15 protein-coding genes are annotated in these 19,456 nt (G+C 66.5%); 11 read left to right on the plus strand and 4 right to left on the minus strand.

The features are described 5' to 3' along the window. Positions 1 to 1,182, minus strand: a complete 1,182-nt coding sequence (locus QTI24_RS03550; protein WP_286598366.1) for an MFS transporter — start codon at positions 1,180 to 1,182, stop codon at positions 1 to 3. A 79-nt stretch (positions 1,183 to 1,261) separates the two neighbouring features. On the opposite strand from QTI24_RS03550, the gene QTI24_RS03555 reads away from it, so the two are divergent. From QTI24_RS03555 to QTI24_RS03590, 8 genes are all read left to right on the plus strand, one after another. Continuing rightward, complete coding sequence (locus QTI24_RS03555; protein WP_286598368.1) at positions 1,262 to 2,182, plus strand: LysR family transcriptional regulator; 921 nt, start codon at positions 1,262 to 1,264, stop codon at positions 2,180 to 2,182. Continuing rightward, positions 2,179 to 2,802, plus strand: coding sequence for a paraquat-inducible protein A (locus QTI24_RS03560; protein ID WP_286598370.1), 624 nt, complete (start codon positions 2,179 to 2,181; stop codon positions 2,800 to 2,802). The genes QTI24_RS03555 and QTI24_RS03560 overlap by 4 nt, the downstream gene beginning before the upstream one ends. Positions 2,803 to 2,831: 29 nt before the next feature. Continuing rightward, entirely contained in the window at positions 2,832 to 3,506 is a 675-nt protein-coding gene (locus QTI24_RS03565) for a paraquat-inducible protein A (RefSeq protein ID WP_286598371.1), read from the plus strand. Next, the gene (locus tag QTI24_RS03570) at positions 3,503 to 5,137 is read left to right on the plus strand and encodes a PqiB family protein (RefSeq protein ID WP_286598372.1); all 1,635 of its coding nucleotides are present in this window, start codon (positions 3,503 to 3,505) and stop codon (positions 5,135 to 5,137) included. The genes QTI24_RS03565 and QTI24_RS03570 overlap by 4 nt, the downstream gene beginning before the upstream one ends. 5 nt (positions 5,138 to 5,142) lie before the next feature. Further along, entirely contained in the window at positions 5,143 to 5,769 is a 627-nt protein-coding gene (locus QTI24_RS03575) for a PqiC family protein (RefSeq protein WP_286598373.1), read from the plus strand. Between the two features lie 20 nt (positions 5,770 to 5,789). Further along, entirely contained in the window at positions 5,790 to 6,332 is a 543-nt protein-coding gene (locus tag QTI24_RS03580) for a methylated-DNA--[protein]-cysteine S-methyltransferase (protein WP_286598374.1), read from the plus strand. Positions 6,333 to 6,416: 84 nt separating this feature from the next. Next, on the plus strand, positions 6,417 to 7,622 hold the full coding sequence (locus QTI24_RS03585) for a multidrug effflux MFS transporter (RefSeq protein WP_286598375.1): 1,206 nt from the start codon (positions 6,417 to 6,419) through the stop codon (positions 7,620 to 7,622). A gap of 1 nt (position 7,623) precedes the next feature. Beyond that, a complete protein-coding gene (locus QTI24_RS03590; protein WP_286598376.1) occupies positions 7,624 to 9,045 on the plus strand; it encodes an MFS transporter in 1,422 nt (473 codons plus the stop codon). Positions 9,046 to 9,069: 24 nt separating this feature from the next. On the opposite strand, the gene QTI24_RS03595 is transcribed toward QTI24_RS03590, so the two are convergent. Both QTI24_RS03595 and QTI24_RS03600 read right to left on the minus strand, forming a co-directional pair. Then, positions 9,070 to 10,524 (minus strand): alpha/beta hydrolase, encoded by a 1,455-nt coding sequence (locus tag QTI24_RS03595; RefSeq protein WP_286598377.1) that lies wholly within the window; start codon positions 10,522 to 10,524, stop codon positions 9,070 to 9,072. Positions 10,525 to 10,590: 66 nt separating this feature from the next. Beyond that, positions 10,591 to 12,033 carry an aminotransferase-like domain-containing protein gene (locus QTI24_RS03600; RefSeq protein ID WP_286598378.1) on the minus strand — a complete coding sequence of 481 codons (1,443 nt, stop codon included), beginning with the start codon at positions 12,031 to 12,033 and terminating at the stop codon, positions 10,591 to 10,593. A 45-nt stretch (positions 12,034 to 12,078) separates the two neighbouring features. Here QTI24_RS03600 and QTI24_RS03605 point away from each other — a divergent pair, with 45 nt between their 5' ends. Further along, entirely contained in the window at positions 12,079 to 13,677 is a 1,599-nt protein-coding gene (locus QTI24_RS03605) for an MFS transporter (protein WP_286598380.1), read from the plus strand. Between the two features lie 5 nt (positions 13,678 to 13,682). On the opposite strand, the gene QTI24_RS03610 is transcribed toward QTI24_RS03605, so the two are convergent. Then, positions 13,683 to 14,786 (minus strand): SMP-30/gluconolactonase/LRE family protein, encoded by a 1,104-nt coding sequence (locus QTI24_RS03610; protein ID WP_286598382.1) that lies wholly within the window; start codon positions 14,784 to 14,786, stop codon positions 13,683 to 13,685. A 193-nt stretch (positions 14,787 to 14,979) separates the two neighbouring features. Here QTI24_RS03610 and QTI24_RS03615 point away from each other — a divergent pair, with 193 nt between their 5' ends. Together QTI24_RS03615 and QTI24_RS03620 are read left to right on the plus strand one after the other, a co-directional pair. Continuing rightward, positions 14,980 to 17,511: a hypothetical protein gene (locus tag QTI24_RS03615; RefSeq protein WP_286598383.1), complete on the plus strand. Its 2,532-nt coding sequence runs from the start codon at positions 14,980 to 14,982 to the stop codon at positions 17,509 to 17,511. Between the two features lie 19 nt (positions 17,512 to 17,530). Then, on the plus strand, positions 17,531 to 19,402 hold the full coding sequence (locus QTI24_RS03620; protein ID WP_286598384.1) for a GMC family oxidoreductase: 1,872 nt from the start codon (positions 17,531 to 17,533) through the stop codon (positions 19,400 to 19,402). Positions 19,403 to 19,456: the final 54 nt, after the last annotated feature.

Below are 19,456 nucleotides of genomic sequence, written 5' to 3' on the forward strand. Positions count from 1 at the left end.
TCAGGCGCTGGCCGTCGCACAGTCGGGGAGGGGCGCGCGCAGGTCGAGCGCACGGCTCCACAGCGCGATCGCCAGGCCGACCAGCGTGAGCAAAGCGGCGACCCAGCCCAGCGCAGCGAGACCCGGTCCGCGCTCGATCACCACGCCGCCAACCCACGCACCGAGCGCGTTGCCGAGATTGAAGGCGGCGATGTTGAGGCTGGACGCGAGGTTCTGTCCCGCGCCGGAGGCCTTCTCCAGCACGCGCAACTGCAGCGGCGCCACCGTCGCGAACGATGCGATGCCCAGAAGAACGACGAAGACGACTGCCGTCACCGGCGTGTGGATGACCCACTGCATCGCGCCGAGCACCACGGCCAGCGCCATCAGCGTGCCCAGCAATGCCGGCATCAGCGAGCGATCGGCCAGCCTGCCGCCCAGCAGGTTGCCCACCGCAAGCCCGCCGCCGAAGATCAGGAGGATCGGCGACACGGCTGCCTGGGACACGCCCGTCACTTCGGTGAGCAGCGGCTGGATGTAGGTGAACACCGCGAACAGTCCGGCAAAGCCCAGCACTGTCATGGCAAGCCCCAGCAGCACCTGCGGCCGGCCCAGGACGGCCAATTCCTCGCGCAGCGGCGAGGGCCGGTCGTCGGCCTTGCCGCGCGGGACGAAGACCGCCAGCACCGTGACTGCCACGACGCCGATCAGCGCCACGGCCCAGAAGGTCGCGCGCCAGCCATAGTGCAGGCCCAGCCAGGCGCCGGCCGGTACGCCGAGCAGCGTAGCGGCGGTGAGGCCCGTGAACATGATGGCGATGGCCGAGGCACGGCGTTCCGGCGGCACGAGGCCCGTGGCGACGACCGAGCCGACCCCGAAGAAGGTACCGTGCGCGAGCGAGGTGACGACGCGCGCCGCCATCAGCATCTCGTAGTTGGCGGCCAGAGCGCAGGCGATGTTGCCCAGCGTGAAGACCGCCATCAGCGCGAGCAGCACCGTCTTGCGCGGAATTCTGCGGGTGGCGATGGTGAGCAGCGGAGCACCGACCGCGACCCCGAGCGCGTAGCCCGAGATCAGCAGGCCGGCGGCCGCGATGGAGACATGAAGATCCGTCGAAACCTGCAGCAGCAGGCCCATGATGACGAACTCGGTGGTGCCGATCCCGAAGGCACCGGCGGTGAGGGCGAGAAGAGCTACAGGCATGATGTCCCGTACTGTGCGGGCACGCCTGTTGATTGACTAGAATCCCGATTGGACACACAACTGTGAGTTGAATTCACATATGCCCCGTATCGAAGTGAATCGTTCCGGTGAAATGGAAGCCTTCGTTCAGGTGGTGGATCGCGGCAGCTTCTCGGCCGGAGCCCGCGTGTTGGGCATGACGCCCTCGGCCATCAGCAAGCTCATCGGACGGCTGGAAACGCGCCTGGCGACGCAGTTGGTGCACCGCTCGACCCGCAAGCTGCAACTCACGCCCGAAGGCCGAAACTTCTATGAGCGCAGCGTGCGCGTGCTGGCCGACATGGACGAGGCCGAGCGTTGCGCCGCCGCCGGGGCCATGCCGCGCGGGCGCGTGAGCATCAACGCCAGTGTTCCTTTCGGCCATCAGGTGCTGATTCCTCTCGTGCCGCGCTTTCTCGAACTGCATCCGCAGGTCACGCTCGACATCGTGCTGACCGACCGCGTGGTCGACCTGATGGACGAGCGCACCGATGTCGCGATCCGCTGGGGCGAACTACCGGCGTCGGATCTGGTCGCGCGCCGGCTCGGTGCGACCGCGCAGGCCATCGTCGCCTCGCCCGCCTACCTTCAACGCTACGGCACCCCGCGCACGCCGCAGGAACTGGAAGCCCACAACCGCCTCGGCTTCAACTACCGGCGCACCGTGCCGGACTGGCCGCTGCGCGTCGACGGCCGCGTGATCGACATGCCCATCGCGGGCAACGTGCGTTGCGGCGATGGGGAGACGCTGCGTGCGCTGATCGTGGAAGGCGTTGGCCTGGGGAGGTTGTCGCTGTATCAGGTGCAATCCGACATTGATGCGGGCCGGCTGGTGACGGTGATGGAGGAGTTCAATCCGGGCGATGAGGCGCCGATCCACGCCGTCTATCTGGGCAAGGCAGGCCGGCTGCCGGCGCGGGTGCGAGCCTTGCTTGACTTCCTGGTCGCCCACGTCGCGGACAATGGGCGGCCCAAGCCATGACAGAAGTACCTGACGCCATCGTTTGCGAAGGCTGCGACGCGGTCTACCGCCGCGTGCCGCTGCGCCATCGAGAAGTCTCGCATTGCCCGCGCTGCGGGACCGAGCTCGACCGCCATGCGGGCGACCAGAGCGCGCGCGTGCTGCCGCTCACGGTCGCCTGCTTGATCCTGTTTGCCATCGCCAACCTGTTTCCGATCGTCGAGATCGAGCTGCAAGGTCTGAGCAGCCAGACCACGCTCGCGGGCGCCGTGGTGGCGCTCAGTTCCGAGGGCATGTCGCCGGTTGCGCTGCTGGTGCTGGCGACCACGATCCTCTTTCCGCTGATGCAGCTGTGCATCCTGTTCTATTTGCTGGTGCCGATGGCGTATGAACGCCGGCCGGCCGGATTCGTCATCCTCGTGAATGCGCTGCAGGCGCTGCGGCCCTGGGGCATGGTGGAAGTGTTTCTGTTGGGCGTGCTGGTGGCGATCATCAAGCTGAGCAGCATGGCGCAGGTCATACCAGGCCCGGCCCTTTGGGCCTTTGCCGGGCTGACGGTGCTGCTGACGGCAGTGCTGTCCTTCAATCCCCGGACCTTCTGGGAAATGGCTTTCGAGCCGCGAGTCGGGCAGAGCGAATGAGTGCCGCGCCGGACCGCTCCACGAAGCCAATGACGGAACCGACACCACCGTTCCGGACGGGCGCTCAACTCGGGCTGATGAGCTGCCACCATTGCGGCACCGTATGGGAAGGGGCCGAGGAGGGCGAGCACTGCGCGCGGTGCTCGACCCTCCTGCACACCCGCAGGCCCGACAGCTTCAACCGTACCTGGGCGTTCCTGATCGCGGCCGCCATCCTTTATCTGCCGGCCAACATGCTGCCGGTGATGATCACCAAGAGCCTGTTCGGCACACAGCAGGACACCATCCTGAGCGGCGTCATCTACTTCTGGGTGTCCGGTGCCTACGGGTTGGCGGCGCTCATTTTCATCGCGAGCTTTCTGGTGCCGTTGTTCAAGCTGACGGCGCTCACCTTGTTGAACTTCATGGCCCAGCGCGGCAGCGACTGGCGCCAGCTGGAGCGCGCCAAGCTCTACCGCATCCTCGAAGTGATCGGACGCTGGTCCATGCTCGACGTGTTCGTGGTGGCGCTCCTGGCCGGCCTGGTTCGAATCCACGGCTTTGCCGAGATCACCGCCGGGGTGGGCATCGCGGCCTTCGGCGCGGTGGTGGTGCTGACCATGCTGGCGTCGCTCAGCTTCGATCCGCGCCTGACCTGGGACACGCGGGCCGCGAAGGGCAAGAAGCAGCCGGACGGAACGAAAAGAGGTGAAAGAGTCGTATGAGCGAAGAAGACAAAGTGGCCGAGAACCCCCCATTGACCCGGCCCAAGGTCGTAAGGCGGCGGAACTGGCTGCCATCGATGATCTGGTTGATCCCCGTCGTGGCGGCCCTCGTCGGCGTGACACTGGTCGCGCGCATTCTGATGGAGCGTGGCCCCGAAGTGGTGCTGACCTTCAAGACCGCCGAAGGCCTCGAAGCGGGCAAGACGGCGGTCCGGTACAAGGACGTGCAGATCGGAACGGTGCAGAGCATTCGCCTCGCCAATGACCGCTCCCACGTTCGCGTGCTGGTGCAGCTCAAGAAGGAAGCCAGCGGCTTCACTGCACAGGACACGCGCTTCTGGGTGGTGCGCCCGCGCCTCGACACCACCGGCATTTCAGGCCTCGGCACCTTGCTTTCGGGTGCGTACATCGGCGCCGATGCAGGCACCTCCGAAGAGACCGCTGGCGAGTTCACCGGGCTGGAGGTGCCGCCCATCGTCACGCGCGACGCATCGGGGCGGCAGTTCCTGCTGCGGGCACGCGATGTCGGATCGCTCGACATCGGTTCGCCGGTGTACTTCCGCCGCATCAAGGTCGGCCAGCTCGCGGCGTACGAACTCGACGGCGACGGCCGCGGCGTCACGCTGCGTGTCTTCGTCAATTCGCCGTACGACAAGTTCGTCGGCGTCAACACGCGCTTCTGGCACGCCAGCGGCTTCGACGTGGAGCTGAATGCCAGCGGCCTGAAGGTGCGCACGCAGTCGCTGGCGACCGTGCTGCTCGGCGGCCTCGCCTTCCAGGCGCCCGACGACGCGGCGGGTCCGGTCGCGCAGGAGAACACCGCCTTCGCCCTGGCGGCCGATGAAGCCTCGGCCATGAAGGAGCCGGACGGGCCTTCGCAGACGATGCTGCTGTATTTCAACCAGTCGTTGCGCGGCCTGTCGCCCGGGGCGGCCGTCGACTTTCGCGGTGTCGTGATCGGCGAGGTCAAGTCGATCGGCGTCGAATTCGACCGCGACGAGCGCGAATTCAAGATGCCCGTGGTGGTGCAGATCTACCCCGACCGCATGCGGCGCAGGGCCATCGGCGCGACGATCGATTCGCGTTACTCGCCGCTGGATCGGTGGCAGTTCCTCGTCAGCAAGGGCTTGCGCGCCCAGCTGCGTACGGGCAATCTGCTGACGGGGCAGGTGTACGTCGCCATCGACTTCTTCCCCGAAGCCAAGCCGACCAGGATCGACCCCAGTCGGACACCGCTCGAACTGCCGACGACCCCCAACAGCCTGGACGAACTCCAGTCGCAGGTGTCCGACATCGCGCGCAAGCTCAACAAGGTGCCGTTCGATGAGATCAGCGCCGACTTGCGGAAGGCGCTGGGCACGCTCAACAAGACCCTCGCCACGACCGAGCAGCTCGCCAAGAGCCTCAACAACGACGTGACGCCGGAGATGACCGCGGCTATGAAGGACGTGCGTCGCACGCTCAAGTCAGCCGAGAGGACGATCGCCGACGATTCGCCGCTGCAGCAGGACATGCGGCAGACCCTCCAGGAAGTCACGCGCGCCGCGGCTTCGCTGCGGATCCTGACCGACTACCTGGAGCGCCATCCTGAATCACTGATCCGTGGCAAGCCGGAGGACAAGCAGAAATGAGATCGATGAACTCCCGATGCGTGGCCGCCACTCTCGGCGCTGCGTTGCTGATGCCAGGCTGCGCGACCAGCAGCGGGCCGCAGTACTACAGCCTGGCCGAAACTGCAGCGCCCGTCCGGACGGCTGTCGCAGCCGGCGGCACGACACCTGTCTATATCGAACTCGCGCCCATCGCGATGCCCGAGCGCTTTGCACGGCCGCAGATGGTGGTTCGCAAGAAGGGTTCGCCGGAAAGCCCGGCGGTCGACATCCTGGAAGACCACCGCTGGTCGTCCTCTTTCGACAGCGAGCTGCGGGACGCACTGGGCAGCAGCATTGCCAGCCGCCTCGGGGCGGTCGACGTGACCAAGACCGGCCGCCTGCGGGGCCAGCCGGCGACCCGCATCGCCGTGCAACTGGGGCAGTTCGATGCGGCGGAAGGCAGCCGTGTCGACGCCAGCTTTACCTGGACCGTTCGCCGCACCGACGAAGGGCCGGCGACCGGGTGCCAGCTGTCGCTGTCGGAACCTGTCGGCAGCGGCTTCGACGCATTGGCGCAGGGTGCGCAGCGCGTGACCGCGAAGCTGGCCGATGCCATTGCCGCCAGCGTCTCGGCCATCAAGGCGAATCAGGTGCCGTCCTGCGCGGCTTGACGAACGCATCGGCGGCAGCCATGAGTACGACCGGGTTCGCGTTGTTTGCCACCGCCATCGGCGCATGTGGCATCGCTTGGGGCCCGCGGGGCATCGTCGGCGTCCAGTTGCCCGAATCGGACGAGGGCGCCACGCGCCATCGAATGGCACGGCGCTTTCCACAGTTGCAGGAAATCGAGCCGCCGCCCGAAGTGCATCGGGCCACGTCGGCCATCTGTGCACTGCTGGACGGAGAGCCGCTCGACCTGTTGGAGATCGAACTCGATCTGGAAGGCGTCAGCGACCTCCATCGACACGTCTATGCCATCGCACGCCGCATCCCGCCCGGGCGCACCCGCACCTACGGCGACATCGCGGCCGAGCTCGGCGACAAGGGGCTGGCGCGCGCCGTGGGGCAGGCGCTGGGCCTCAATCCATTCGCGCCCGTCGTGCCCTGCCACCGCGTGCTGGCGGCCGGCGGCAAGTGGGGCGGCTTCTCCGCGCACGGCGGCGCGGCCTCGAAACTGCGCATGCTCGCAATCGAGGGTGCCAGGCCGGACAGCGACACCGAATCGCTCTTCTGACGGCAAGCTCAAGACCCGAGACCTAGCACAGCGCGTCGCTTCGCGCTGCCTGCGGCCCATTGCCGCCTTGGCGACAATGGGGCGATGACTTCATCGCGCTTCTTCAGGATCGCGCTCGTGCTGGGCCTGTTGTCGGCCATCGGCCCGTTCGCGATCGACATGTACCTTCCCGCGCTGCCGGAGATCGGCAGCAGCCTGGGCGCCGGCATCGGCCCCGTGCAGATGAGCCTCACGGCGTTCTTCCTCTCGCTGGGCGTGGGCCAATTGCTCTATGGCCCCGTGTCGGACATGGTGGGACGCAAGCCGCCGCTCTACTTCGGTCTCGTCCTTTTCGCGCTGGCGAGCATCGGTTGCGCGCTTGCGACCGACATCGAGATGCTGATCGCGCTGCGCTTCCTGCAGGGCCTCGGCGCAGCGGCAGGCATGGCCATCCCGCGCGCGGTGGTGCGTGACCTGCACACCGGTAACGACGCGGCGCGGCTGATGTCCTTGCTGATGCTGGTATTCAGCGTGTCGCCGATCCTGGCGCCGCTGGTCGGCAGCGCGGTGATCGCCTTCACCGGCTGGCGCGGCGTGTTCTGGGCGGTGACGGTCGCGGCCGTGGTCGGTCTGGCGACCGTGGCATCCGTGCTGAAGGAAACGCGGCCCGCCGAGCAGCGCGTGGAAAGCAGCCTGGGCAGCGCGCTCAAGGCCTACGGCGTGCTGCTGCGCGACACGCACTACCTCGGGCTGGTGTTCATCGGCGCTTTCGCGATGGCGGGCTTCTTTACCTACCTGGCGAACTCGTCCTTCGTGATGATCGACCACTACGGCCTGTCGCCCACGCTCTACAGCGTGGCGTTCGGCGTCAATGCCGCGGCCTTCTTCGGCGCCGCGCAACTCAACGGACCGCTGTGCGAGCGCTTCGGCATCGTGCGCGTGGTCAAGTCCAGCGTGAGTGCCTGCGGCATCGTCATGACGCTCATGTTCGCCTACTACCTGAGCGGGGGCGATCGGCTGGCCGTGCTCATCGTGCTGTACTTCATTGCCAGCGCCCTGATGGGCTTCGTCATTCCGACCACCTCGGTGCTCGCGCTCGAAAAGCACGGTGCCATCGCCGGCACGGCCTCGGCCTTGCTCGGCACCCTGCAGATGCTGACGGGCTCGCTGGTGATGGCGGTGGTCGGCGCCTTCACGAACGGCAAGCCGTTGCCCATGGTCGCCGGCATGGCGGCAGGTGCGCTCATTGCCGTGGTGCTCACATGGTTCACGCTCGGCGGGCGTCAGAGGGAAGTCTGTGCGGCGGGATGAGATGGTGACGGCACCGACGTCCGTATCCGTTGTCACCGAGGGGCTGCCCCAGCCGCAACGCTGGCACGCGATGCTGGTGATCATCCTGGGCATCGCAGTGGCGGTGCTCGACGGCACCATCGTCAACCTCGCGCTGCCCGGCATCGCGCGCGAGCTTCATGCGGACGCGGCGCATGCGATCTGGGTGGTCAACGCCTACCAGATCGCCACGCTGGTCATGCTGCTGCCGCTGGCCTCGCTGGGGGATCTCATCGGCTATCGGCGTGTGTATCTGGTGGGCATTGCGCTGTTCGCGGTGGCGTCGCTCTTTGCGACCTTCGCCAACTCGCTCGGCATGCTGATTGCCGCGCGGGCGCTCCAGGGACTGGGAGCGGCCGGGATCATGAGCGTCAACGCGGCACTGGTGCGGCTGATCTATCCGCGGGACCAACTGGGCCGGGGCATGGCGATCAACTCGATGGTGGTGGCGACCGCGTCGGTCGCCGGGCCCACGGTGGCGGCGGCCATCCTGTCGGTCGCCTCGTGGCCGTGGCTGTTCGCGCTCAATGTGCCGCTGGGCGCGCTGGTGCTCGCGCTGGGCTTGCGCGCATTGCCGGCCAACCGGGACAAGGCTTCGGCGGACTCCCGCTTCTCGGCATTCGACGTGCTGCTCAACGTGCTGATGTTTGCATTGATCTTCGTCGGCGCCGATCGGCTGGGCGTGCGCGGCGATGCGGGGCAAGGCGCCAGCCCCTGGGCTTGGGCACTGCTGTTGTCCGGTATCGCGGTGGGCTTTGTCTATTTGCGGCGGCAACGCACGCTGACGCTGCCGCTGTTTCCCGTCGACCTGTTGCGCATTCCGGTGTTCGCGCTCTCGATGGGAACGTCCATCGGCGCTTTCTGCGCCCAGATGCTGTCGTTCATCGCGCTGCCCTTCCTGCTGCTCGAGACCTATGGACGCTCGCATTTCGAAGCCGGATTGCTGATCACGGCGTGGCCGCTGGCGATCGTTGTCATGGCACCGATCGCAGGCCGGCTCATCGGCCGGTATCCGGACGGCCTGCTGGGCGGCATCGGCCTGGCCCTGCTGGCCACCGGCCTGGTGCTGCTCGCGGCGTTGCCCGCGCATCCCGCCAATGCCGACATCGTGTGGCGCATGGCCCTGTGCGGCGTGGGCTTCGGCTTGTTCCAGTCGCCCAACAATCACACCATCGTGACTTCGCCGCCATCCCATCGCAGCGGCGCGGCGAGCGGCATGCTGGGCACTGCGCGTCTGACCGGCCAGACATTGGGCGCGGTGCTGCTGGCTGCGATATTCAGCATCTGGAGCCCGCACGACGGCAAGGGCCAGGTCATCGCGCTCGGGCTTGCAGCGTGCTGCGCCGCCGTGGCCGCCGTGTTCAGCTTGCTGCGAACCCGTCAGCCGGTGGCCGGCCACGCCTGAGCCGTCTGCGCCTGCTTGCCTCTCTTAGTTGGCCGGGATCACTTCGATGATCCGATCGGCCATGTAGGGGAAGAATGGATTCGACGACAGGCGCGTCAGCGAATCCAGGCTGACGATGAGCGCGCCGCGCTCGCCGCGAACTGCAAGGGCACCGAGGTTCACCCCGAAGTCCTCGCTCATGTCGGGGCTTATTCCGTACAACGAATCGGTGACGGGAAAGGGCAGCGCCAGATGCGACAACGAGAACACTTCCGCCGGAAACTCGAGATCGAGCAGCCGCGTCTTCTCTGTCACCGCGCCGGCCTCGGTGACGCGCTCCACCACCTGACGGCTGTTCGGCCCGGTGTTGGTGATCAGCGTCGACCGGAACTGTCGCGGCGCCGGCGTCAGCACGCGATTCGGCTGCAGGTCGCTCCCCGATCGCAGCATCGGACCGAACTTGACGCTGCGGTTCAGGTCGAACAGCACCAACTCGCTGCCATTGCTCGGCAGCCGCGCATACAGGCCGGTCACGATTGCGCGTGTGCTCACCGTGAAGTCGATCAATGACTGGAAGGTGAGGATCGGCGGCAGTTTCGCGAGGCGGCCGGCACTCTCTTCGCGCGCAATGTGGGAGCGCAGGTCGCGCGTGAGGAGCGAGGACTGCCGCGCCCCGTTGACCGGGAAGGAGTTGTACTTGAACGGATTGAATTCCGGCACGACGCCCAGCCACGCCGCCTTGGCGAACGCCGGGAACATGGCCGGCCAGCCGAGCACGCCTGCAAAGCGGGAGAGTTCGGTGATGCCGATCATCGGCCCGATCAGGATGATCCGGTCCGGTCGCGCCAGGCTCGAATCGTCCAGGCCGTCGAGCGCGAACTTCATCGCCAGCGCACCACCGTTGGAGAAGCCGACGATGTGCAGTGGCAGCGGCGCTGCCGCACGGCGGCGCGCTTCCCTCGCCGCGAGGCGCGTTGCCTCCGACCAGTCTTCCCATTGCACGCGCGTGAGCCCGGCGGGCACTGTGCCGTGGCCCGGCATGCGGATCGCGACGACCACGAAGCCGCGGTCGCGATAGAGATTGGCGACGTGGCGCAGGCTGAAAGGTGAATCTGTCAATCCGTGCAGCAGGACGACAGCACCTCGCGGCGCACCTTGCGGTTCGAGCACATAGGACCGGTTCCAGTCCTGCACGAAACGCCCCGGATAGACCAGTCCGCCGTCGTAATAGCGATTACCGGGCACGCGCGCCTCGGGAGGCAGCTTGTCGGTGACCTCGGTGCGTACCTCCGCGAAGACCTTGTCCTCGGCGGCCAGATAGCCGGCCCAGTCGGACTTGGCGAGTTCTGCGCGGGAGAGTTCGTGCGGCACATGCGTGTGCCAGAGTTCGAGGGGAGGGCCGCGCTGCACGTCGTAGGTGCGCAGCGCGATTGCGGTGATGAAGACCACGCCGATCACCAGCGCCGTGCGCTTCAGAATCCTCGCCAGCCGGGGTAGCATTTCCGTCCTCTCACTCGTGGCTCGATCGGGCGATCGACCCTGTGTCGCTCACCGGCGTGCAATCTATCACGAGGCTTCGGGCGCAAGCTCGCGCACCCAGGTGGCGCTCGCAATGCCCCCCAGCGTTGCCACCGCCTGTTCGGTTCGCGCATCCCACGCATGGCCATAGTTCAGCCGCAGGCAGTTCGTGAAGCCGCGTTGCGCCGAGAAGATCGGACCCGGCGCAACGCTGATGCCCTGCGAAAGTGCCTGGCGATGAACTTCGAGCGCATCGACCTGCTTCGGCATCTCGACCCAGAGGAAGTAGCCGCCCGCCGGACGCGTGGCCCGAGTCCCCGGCGGAAAGTGCTCGCCGATGGCTTGCGCCAGGCAGGTCTGCTGCTCGGCGAGCGTGCGGCGCAGCTTGCGCAGGTGCTTGTCGTAGCCGCCCTTTTCGAGATAGGCCGCCAGCCCGGCCTGCGCGGGTGCCGACGCGCCGAGCGTGGTCGTCAGCTTCCCGCGTGCCACTGCGCGTGCGAAGCGTCCGGGCGCGGCCCATCCGATGCGGTAGCCGGGCGCCAGGCACTTCGAGAACGACGAGCAATGCATGACGATCCCTTCGGTGTCGAAAGCCTTCGCCGGTAGCGGGCGCTTGTCGCCGAAGTAGAGCTCGCCGTAGACGTCGTCCTCGATGAGCGGCACGTCGTGGCGCGTCAGCAGTTCGACCAGCGTCTTCTTCTTTGCGTCCGGCATCAGGCTGCCCAGCGGGTTCTGGAAGTTCGTCATCAGCCAGCATGCCTTCGGGCGGTGCCGCTCGATGGCGCGTTCTAGCGCGTCGAGGTCCATGCCTTCGCGCGGATGCGTCGGTACTTCGATCGCTTCCAGGCCGAGGCGCTCCAGTGCCTGCAGAGAGGCGTAGAAGGTCGGCGATTCGATCAGCACCGCATCACCGGGGCGCGTCACCGTAGAGAGGCACAGATTCAATGCCTCGAGCGCGCCGTTGGTGACGACGATCTCGTCGGTATGGACCTGCAATCCGTCGGCCAGGTACCGCAGCGCGATCTGCCGGCGCAAGCGCGCGTTGCCGGGCGTGAGATCGTCCACCGTACTCCACGGATCGAGGTTCTGGATGCTGGACGCCATGATCTGGCCCAGCCTTCGCAGTGGAAAGAGAAGAGGGCTCGGGAAGGCGGAACCCAGCGGCACCACGTTCCGCACCATCGACGATTCGAGGATCTCGAACACCCGTTCGCTGACGTCGAGCGGGACCGCGTCGTCCTCCGGTTGCGATGCGACTTCGGGTTCGGGCGGAAGATGCCGGGCGCCGTCGGCCACGTAGTAGCCCGAGCGCTCACGCGCACGGATGAGGCCCTGGGCCTCGAGCAGGTAGTAGGCCTGGAACACGGTGGATGGACTCACGCCACGGCTGGCGCGGGCCTGACGGACGGACGGCAGACGGTCACCCGGATGGAGCACACCGGTTCGGATGGATTCCGCGATCTCGGCGGCCAGTGCTTCATAGCGTGTCATGCGGCGGGATTGTCGGGCACGGGACTGCGCTCCATACTCAAGAGCATGACCCAGCTCGGCAAGCCACCCGGGGACGACAACCAGATTCGCCACGGTTGCGAACAGGCGGGCTGCCCACCGGCCTCCAAGCCCTGGGTGCTCGCCGCGGCGATCATCGGTTCGAGCATGGCCTTCATCGACGGCACGGTGGTCAATGTCGCGCTGCCCGCCATTCAGGCGGATCTGCACGCGACGGCCTTCCAGGCGCAGTGGGTCGTGGAGTCCTACGCGCTATTCCTCGCTGCACTGCTGCTCGTCGGCGGCTCGCTCGGCGATCACTTCGGGCGCCGCAAGATCTTCGCGATCGGTGTCGCGCTCTTCGCGCTCGCCTCGGTGGGCTGCGCGCTGGCCGGCGACGTGCAGCAACTGATCCTGGCGCGGGCCGTGCAAGGCATCGGCGGTGCGTTGCTGGTGCCCGGCAGCCTGGCGCTCATCAGCGCTTCGTTTGCGGAGAAGGAACGCGGTCGCGCCATCGGCACATGGTCGGGGTGGAGCGGCATCACCGCCGCGATCGGGCCGGTCGCCGGCGGTTTCCTCGTCGATCATTACTCGTGGATCTGGGCCTTTCTTGTCAACGTGCCGATGGCCGTGATCGTGCTGCTGATCGTGTGGCGGCATGTGCCCGAAAGCAGGGGAGGCGATGCCGCCGCGGAGCTCGATCTCTGGGGCGCGGCGCTCGCGACCATCGCGCTGGGCGGTGTCGTCTATGGGTTCATCGAAGCGCCGACGCAAGGGTGGACATCGCCGGCCGTGTCGGGCGCGCTCGTCGCCTGTGTGGTGGCGAGCATTGCGTTCGTCGTCGTGGAGCTTCGCGTGCGGTCGCCGATGCTGCCGCTCTCCATGCTGCGCATCGGAAACTTCGGTGGCGCCAATCTGCTGACGCTGCTGCTGTATGCGGCGCTCGGCGGCGGCCTGTATTTCTTCCCGCTCAACATGATCCAGGTGCAAGGCTATTCGGCCACGGTCGCGGGGGCTGCGCTACTGCCGTTCATCCTGATCATGTTCGCATTTTCGGGCTGGGCCGGACAACTGGTCGATCGCTTCGGATCGCGACTGCCGCTGGTCGTGGGGCCGAGCATCGCGGCGGTGGGCTTCGCGCTGTTCGCGGTGCCGGGCGTGGGAGCCAACTACTGGACCGCGTTCTTCCCGGCGGTCGTGGTGCTGGGCCTGGGCATGACCATCACAGTTGCGCCGCTCACGACCACGGTGATGAACGCGGTCGGGCCCGAGTCGGCCGGCATTGCATCGGGTGTGAACAACGCGGTCTCGCGCGCGGCATCGGTGCTGGCGATCGCGGTGTTCGGGGTGGTGATGGCCTGGGCATTCGATACACGGCTTGGCGAGGGCTTGCGCGACATCGGCGCTTCCGCAGAGACCACCGTCTTCCTCGAAGCGCAGCGCAGCCAGCTTGCGGGCGCGATGCTGCCTGCGGGCGTGGATGCCGCCGCGGGCGCGGCGCTCAGGCAAACGGTGAATGCGTCATTCGTCTCGGGGTTTCGATGGGTGATGTTGATTTGTGCGGGGTTGGCGCTGATGAGTGCGCTGAGCGCGTGGGTGCTGATCGGGCGCCGACCGCGAACGGCGCCCGTTTCCGCCGACGGGTGACCGGCTCAGACCGCCCCATGCGCCTCCACGAACAACGCATACAGCGAATGGCTGCTCGTCATGTAGAGCCGATTTCTTTTCGGCCCCCCGAACTCCAGATTCGCACAACGCTCCGGCAACCGGATGAACCCGATCGGCTTGCCCTGCGGATTGAAGACCTTCACCCCATCCATCTCCTCTGACTTGCCAGTCGGCAGGTACGCCTTCATGCCGCCGCCAATGTCTGTCGGCTCGCTCGCGACGGCGCCCGTGTAGCCCCAGCCGCACCACAGGTTGCCGTCCCGGTCGACGCGAAAGCCGTCGAACGCACCTGGGCCTTCCGCATCGATCAGCTTGGTCTTGTTGGCCAGGCCGCCATCGGCAGCCACGTCGTAGCTCCACATGCTTCGGTTCGGTGTGCCTTTCCACTCGACCACGTAGAGCTTTTTCTCGTCGGGCGAAAACGCCAGTCCGTTGGGATTCACGAGATCCGTGATCATCGCGGTGAGCTTGCCATCCGGCGCAAGGCGGTACACATTGGTCGTCGCCTGTTCGGGCGTGGCCCTGGATCCTTCCCATTCGCCGTTGATGCCGAAGATCGGGTCGGTGAACCAGATCGTGTCGTCCGACTTGACGACGATGTCGTTCGGCGCGTTGAGCCGCTTGCCTTCGTAGCTGTCGGCCAGCACGGTCATCCGGCCATCCTTCTCGGTTCGCACGATACGGCGGGTGACGGAGTGTTCGCACGAGACCAGGCGCCCCTGGCGGTCGCGGGTATTCCCGTTGGCATAGTTGACGTTGGTCTTGTGCACGCTGAACTTGCCGGTCTTCTCGTCGTACTTCATGAGCCGGTTGTTGGGGATGTCGCTGCACAGCAGGTAGCCACCTTCGGGAAAATAGACCGGGCCTTCGGCCCAGCGCATGCCGGTGCCGAGCTGCTCCACCGTGCTGCTGTAGATGCGGTACTTGGTGAAGCTCGGGTCCAGGATCATCACGGCCGGGTCCGGGTAGCGCTGCTGAGGCTTGAAGTCGAAGGATTGCGCGCAGGCCAGTCCGCCCAGCGCGGCCAGGCCGGAGCCAGCGGCGGCTTTCAGAAAGCCGCGACGAGCGACCCTTGTGTGTTCTTGCATGCGGTGTCTCCTCGAATGATGCCCAGTTCGGGCCGGCGAATGATGTCACCGCCGCCGCTCCATGACCAGCCAGCCTCGCGCGCCTACGCCCTTCGCGTTAGCGCGCATGGCCGATAGCCAAGGCATCGACCCCCCTCCAAACTGCGCACTCGATTGCCCGTTCACCCAAGGTGTCGACGTAGGAGGAATGGCAATGACCCAAGCTTGCTGGCACGCCGCAAGGCTGCTGCCGCTTTTCGCGTGCGCGGTTCTTGCGGCCTGCTCCAAGGGGCCGCAGCCCGGTGAAGTGCTCGACGAAGCCCGGGTGGCGGGCCGGGATGCAGCGTCGTTCCCCCATGCCTCGGAGGACTACTTCCACGACATGGACGGAGGCATCGCGCTGTCGCCCGAGGAAATCAAAGGCCGCAACATGTGGCTGGTCTGGAGCGGCGGCAACGATCGCTTCTGGAACCAGATGACCGACTACACCTTCGGCGCCTTCGACCTGCTGAAGATCATCAGCTCGCATCCGAGCCTCGGCTATTCGCGTGTCAATCGCTGGAAGACCTTCGGCCTGGTGAACGAACCGTGCTTCGAGAATGCCGCCGGCCCCGACAAGGCCCGGCGCGGCCTCTGGCTCGACGTGCGCAGCAAGGACTGCGCGCCCGATCCCTTCGAGAACGAAAGCAAGTACCCCGGCGTGGCGATTGGCTCGCGCGGCAAGCCGCTGGGCGACGGCACGACGCAGCCTGTCGGCTCCTTCTACGGATGGAACACCGGCATCTCCGGCCTGCGCCTGTTCCCCAATCCGGCCTTCGACGAGAAGGCGGCCAAGGAATGGGACGCGGAGAAGTACTACACCGACCCGCGCTACTACAACCGCAAGGACCTGGTGCGGCCGTACCGCGTCGGCATGTCGTGTGGCTTCTGCCATGTGGGGCCGAGCCCGGTGAAACCTCCTGCCGACCCCAACAATCCGAAGTTCGAGAACCTGAGCTCATCGGTGGGCGCCCAGTACATGTGGGTGGACCGGCTTTTCATCCACAACGCGAACAAGCCCGAAGGGCGCAAGAACTACATGTACCAGCTTGCCCACACGTACCGGCCGGGCACGATGGACACCTCGCTGGTCTCGACCGATGGAATCAACAACCCGCGGACCATGAACGCGGTCTACGATTTCGTGGGTCGCCTCGAGATGGCCAAGCGCATCGGACAGGAAAGGCTCGCCGGTGGCGAGCTCGACAACAAGCAGTTCAACGACTTCGTCAGCAGCGGGCCGCTGACAGAGTTCTTCACCAAGGCCGACGGCACGGTCCGCACGCCGCGCGTGCTCAAGGACGGCGCGGATTCCGTCGGGCTGCTGGGTGCGCTCAATCGCGTGTACCTCAACATCGGCCTGTTCAGCGAGGAATGGCTGCTGCACTTCAACCCGGTGATCGGAGGCAAGACCATCTCGCCGATCAAGATCGCATCGGCGCAGAAGAACTCCAGCTATTGGCAGGCGACCGAGTTGGGAACGGTGAACACGGCGCTGTTCTTCCTGAAAGCCGCGCAGCCCGATCACCTGAAGGACGCGACGGGCGGGGACAAGTACCTCACTGCCGATGCCGCCACGCTGGAGCGCGGCAAGGCCGCCTTCGCCGACACTTGTGCGCGCTGCCATTCGAGCAAGGCGCCGCCGCTGCCGGCCTCGCTCGACATCAACCCCGCGCGCTGCGCCGGTCCCGGCTACGTCGAATGCTTCAAGCGCTACTGGAACTGGACCCAGACGCCCGAATACAGGACGCAGATGCGCAAGATCGTCCAGGCGCCGGACTTCCTGCAGAGCAACTACCTGTCGACCGAGGCACGCATTCCGGTGACGCTGCTGCGCACCAACGCGTGCAGTCCGCTCGCCACCAATGCGCTGCGCGGCAACATCTGGGACAACTTCTCCTCGCAGACCTACAAGAGCTTGCCATCGGTCGGCACGGTCACCTTGCGCGATCCGTTCACGGGTGAGGCCAAGCCCTATGCAATGCCGGCCGGCGGGCGCGGCTACACGCGCGTGCCTTCGCTGATCAGTGTCTGGTCGACCGCGCCTTTCCTGCTGAACAACACCGTCGGCGAGGCGGACCCCGACGGCAATCCGTCGGTCGAGGCCCGCATGAAGGTCTTCGACGATGCGATTCAGCAGATGCTGTGGCCCGAGAAGCGAAAGGCGGATGCGGTGCTGGGCAACAAGGTCGAGGGCACGATCGACCGCACGACGGAGCGCAGCGTGGTGACCATTCCGACCGGCTTCGCGCCGGACGCGTTGCTGCCTTTGCAGGGCGCGCTGACTCGCTGGCTGCCGTGGCTCGTGAAGGAAGGCGGCGACATCGTGCTCGGCCCCATCCCCGAAGGCGTGCCTGTGAACCTCCTCGCCAACCTCAAGCTGCGCGCGGAGTCCGATGGACTCGGCGACAAGGCCGAGCATGTAAAGGACGCGGGCGAACTGCTGCTGAAGCTCAAGCACGCGCTGGCCAGCGCACCGGCCGGCGCCAGTGATGAAGAGTTGCGCAAGCACTTCGTGAATCTTCGTGAGCCGATGCTCGAACTGAGCAAGTGCCCGGACTTCGTGGTCAACCGCGGCCATTACTTCGGCACCGCCCAGTTCAATCGCCAGGACGGACTGAGCGCCGACGAGAGAGCCTTCGGCCGCGAGCCGGAACTGAGCGACGATGACAAGCGCGCGCTGGTTGCCTTCCTGAAGACCTTCTGACAAAGATCCGATCGCGCCCATGCCAGGACCCGAATCGATCGACTGGGACTACGTCGTCGTCGGTTCGGGTGCGGGCGGGGGCACCCTCGCAGCCCGCCTGGCCGAAGCAGGCATGCGCGTCTTCTTGCTCGAGGCCGGCGGCGATCCGCGCGCAAACGCCGCGCGCCTGCCCGACGACTACGACGTACCGGCGTTCCATGCCTTCGCCTGCGAGAACGCGGCGATGAGCTGGAATTTCCGCGTACGCCACTACGAGGACGAAGACCAGCAGGCGAGGGACTGGAAACACGAGGTGGGGCAGGGCGTGCTCTATCCGCGTGCCGCGGCGCTGGGCGGCTGTACCTCTCACAACGCGATGATCTTCATGCTGCCGCATGCCTCGGACTGGAACTACATTGCGCGCCTCACCGGCGACTTGTCCTGGCGCGCGACGAACATGCGCCGGTACGCGCTGCGCGTGGAGGACTGTCGGCACAGGCCGCTGTGGCGTGCTTTGCGGCATATCGGACTGGACCCCACGGGCCATGGCTGGCATGGCTGGCTCAAGACGGAGAAGTCGATCCCGCTCACCGTGCTTGGAGACGACGGGCTGGTGCGCGTGCTGCGCGACACCGCCAGGACCTTCACCAGCAGTCTGCCGACACCTCTGCTCAGCACCTTGCGCTGGGTGCGTCGTGGCTTGGGGGACCCCAACGCGTGGCACATGCGATCCGGCAGCTTCGAGGGCATCTGCTACACCCCGCTCGCGACCTCGGACCGTCGGCGCATCGGCGTGCGGGAACGGCTGCTCGACGTCGCCGAGCGGCACCCCACCCGCCTGCACATCGAACAGGAGGCGCTCGCCACCCGCGTGCTCTTCGATGCCGACGGCGGGGCCAATGGCGTCGAGTACCTGAAGGGCGCACGCCTGTATCGCGCCCATGCGCAGCCGAGCGATGTGCCTGGCGAACGACGTCAGGTGCGGGCGCGGCGCGAGGTGATCCTTTGTGGCGGCGCCTTCAACACGCCGCAACTGCTGATGCTGTCGGGTATCGGACCGGCTGCCGAACTGATTCCGCATGGCATCCCCGTACGGGTCGACCTGCCGGGCGTCGGGCGCAATCTGCAGGACCGTTACGAAGTGGCAGTCACCCATCGCATGCGCGAACCCTGGGAAGTGCTCCAAGGCGCGCGCTTCGATCGGGACGACACGCTGTGGCGGCACTGGCAGGAAGGAAAGGCCGGCATGTACGCCTCCAACGGCGCGGCGCTCGGCGTGGTGCAGAAGTCGAGCGCCGCGACCCGTGGGAAGGCCGAGCCGGACCTTTTCTGCATGGCGCTGCTGGCGCGATTCGAGGGCTACTTCAGCGGGTTCTCGAAATGGATACGCGACCACCCGGATCGACTGACCTGGGCCGTGCTCAAAGCCCACACGCAGAACCGCGCCGGCACGGTGCGACTGAAGTCCGCCGATCCCCTCGATATGCCGCTGGTCGACTTCCACTACTTCGAGGAGGGCAGCGACTCATCAGGCGAGGACCTGCAAGCCGTGATCGAAGCCATCCGCTTCGTGCGTCGGATGACCGCGCCGCTGATCAAGAGCGGATGGATCGTCGAGGAACTGGCGCCCGGCCCCGCGGCACAAAGCGACGAGGCACTGGCCGACTACGTGCGCAGCACGGCATGGGGACATCATGCGTCGTGCTCGTGCCCGATCGGCAACGCCAGCGAAGGGGGCGTGCTCGACAGCACCTTTACCGTGCATGGCGTGAAGCGGCTTCGTGTCGTCGACGCATCGGTGTTCCCGCGCATACCGGGTTTCTTCGTTGCGGCGCCGATCTACATGATTGCGGAGAAGGCCGCCGAAGTCGTATTGCAGCATGCATATCGCACACCCCTTTCGGCAAATTGACGGGTCCTGGCGATTGGCTGACACTTTGTGAACGACGGGGTTTCCCCAGAGGAG

Source organism: Variovorax sp. J22P240 (assembly GCF_030316855.1).
Lineage (GTDB): Bacteria > Pseudomonadota > Gammaproteobacteria > Burkholderiales > Burkholderiaceae_C > Variovorax.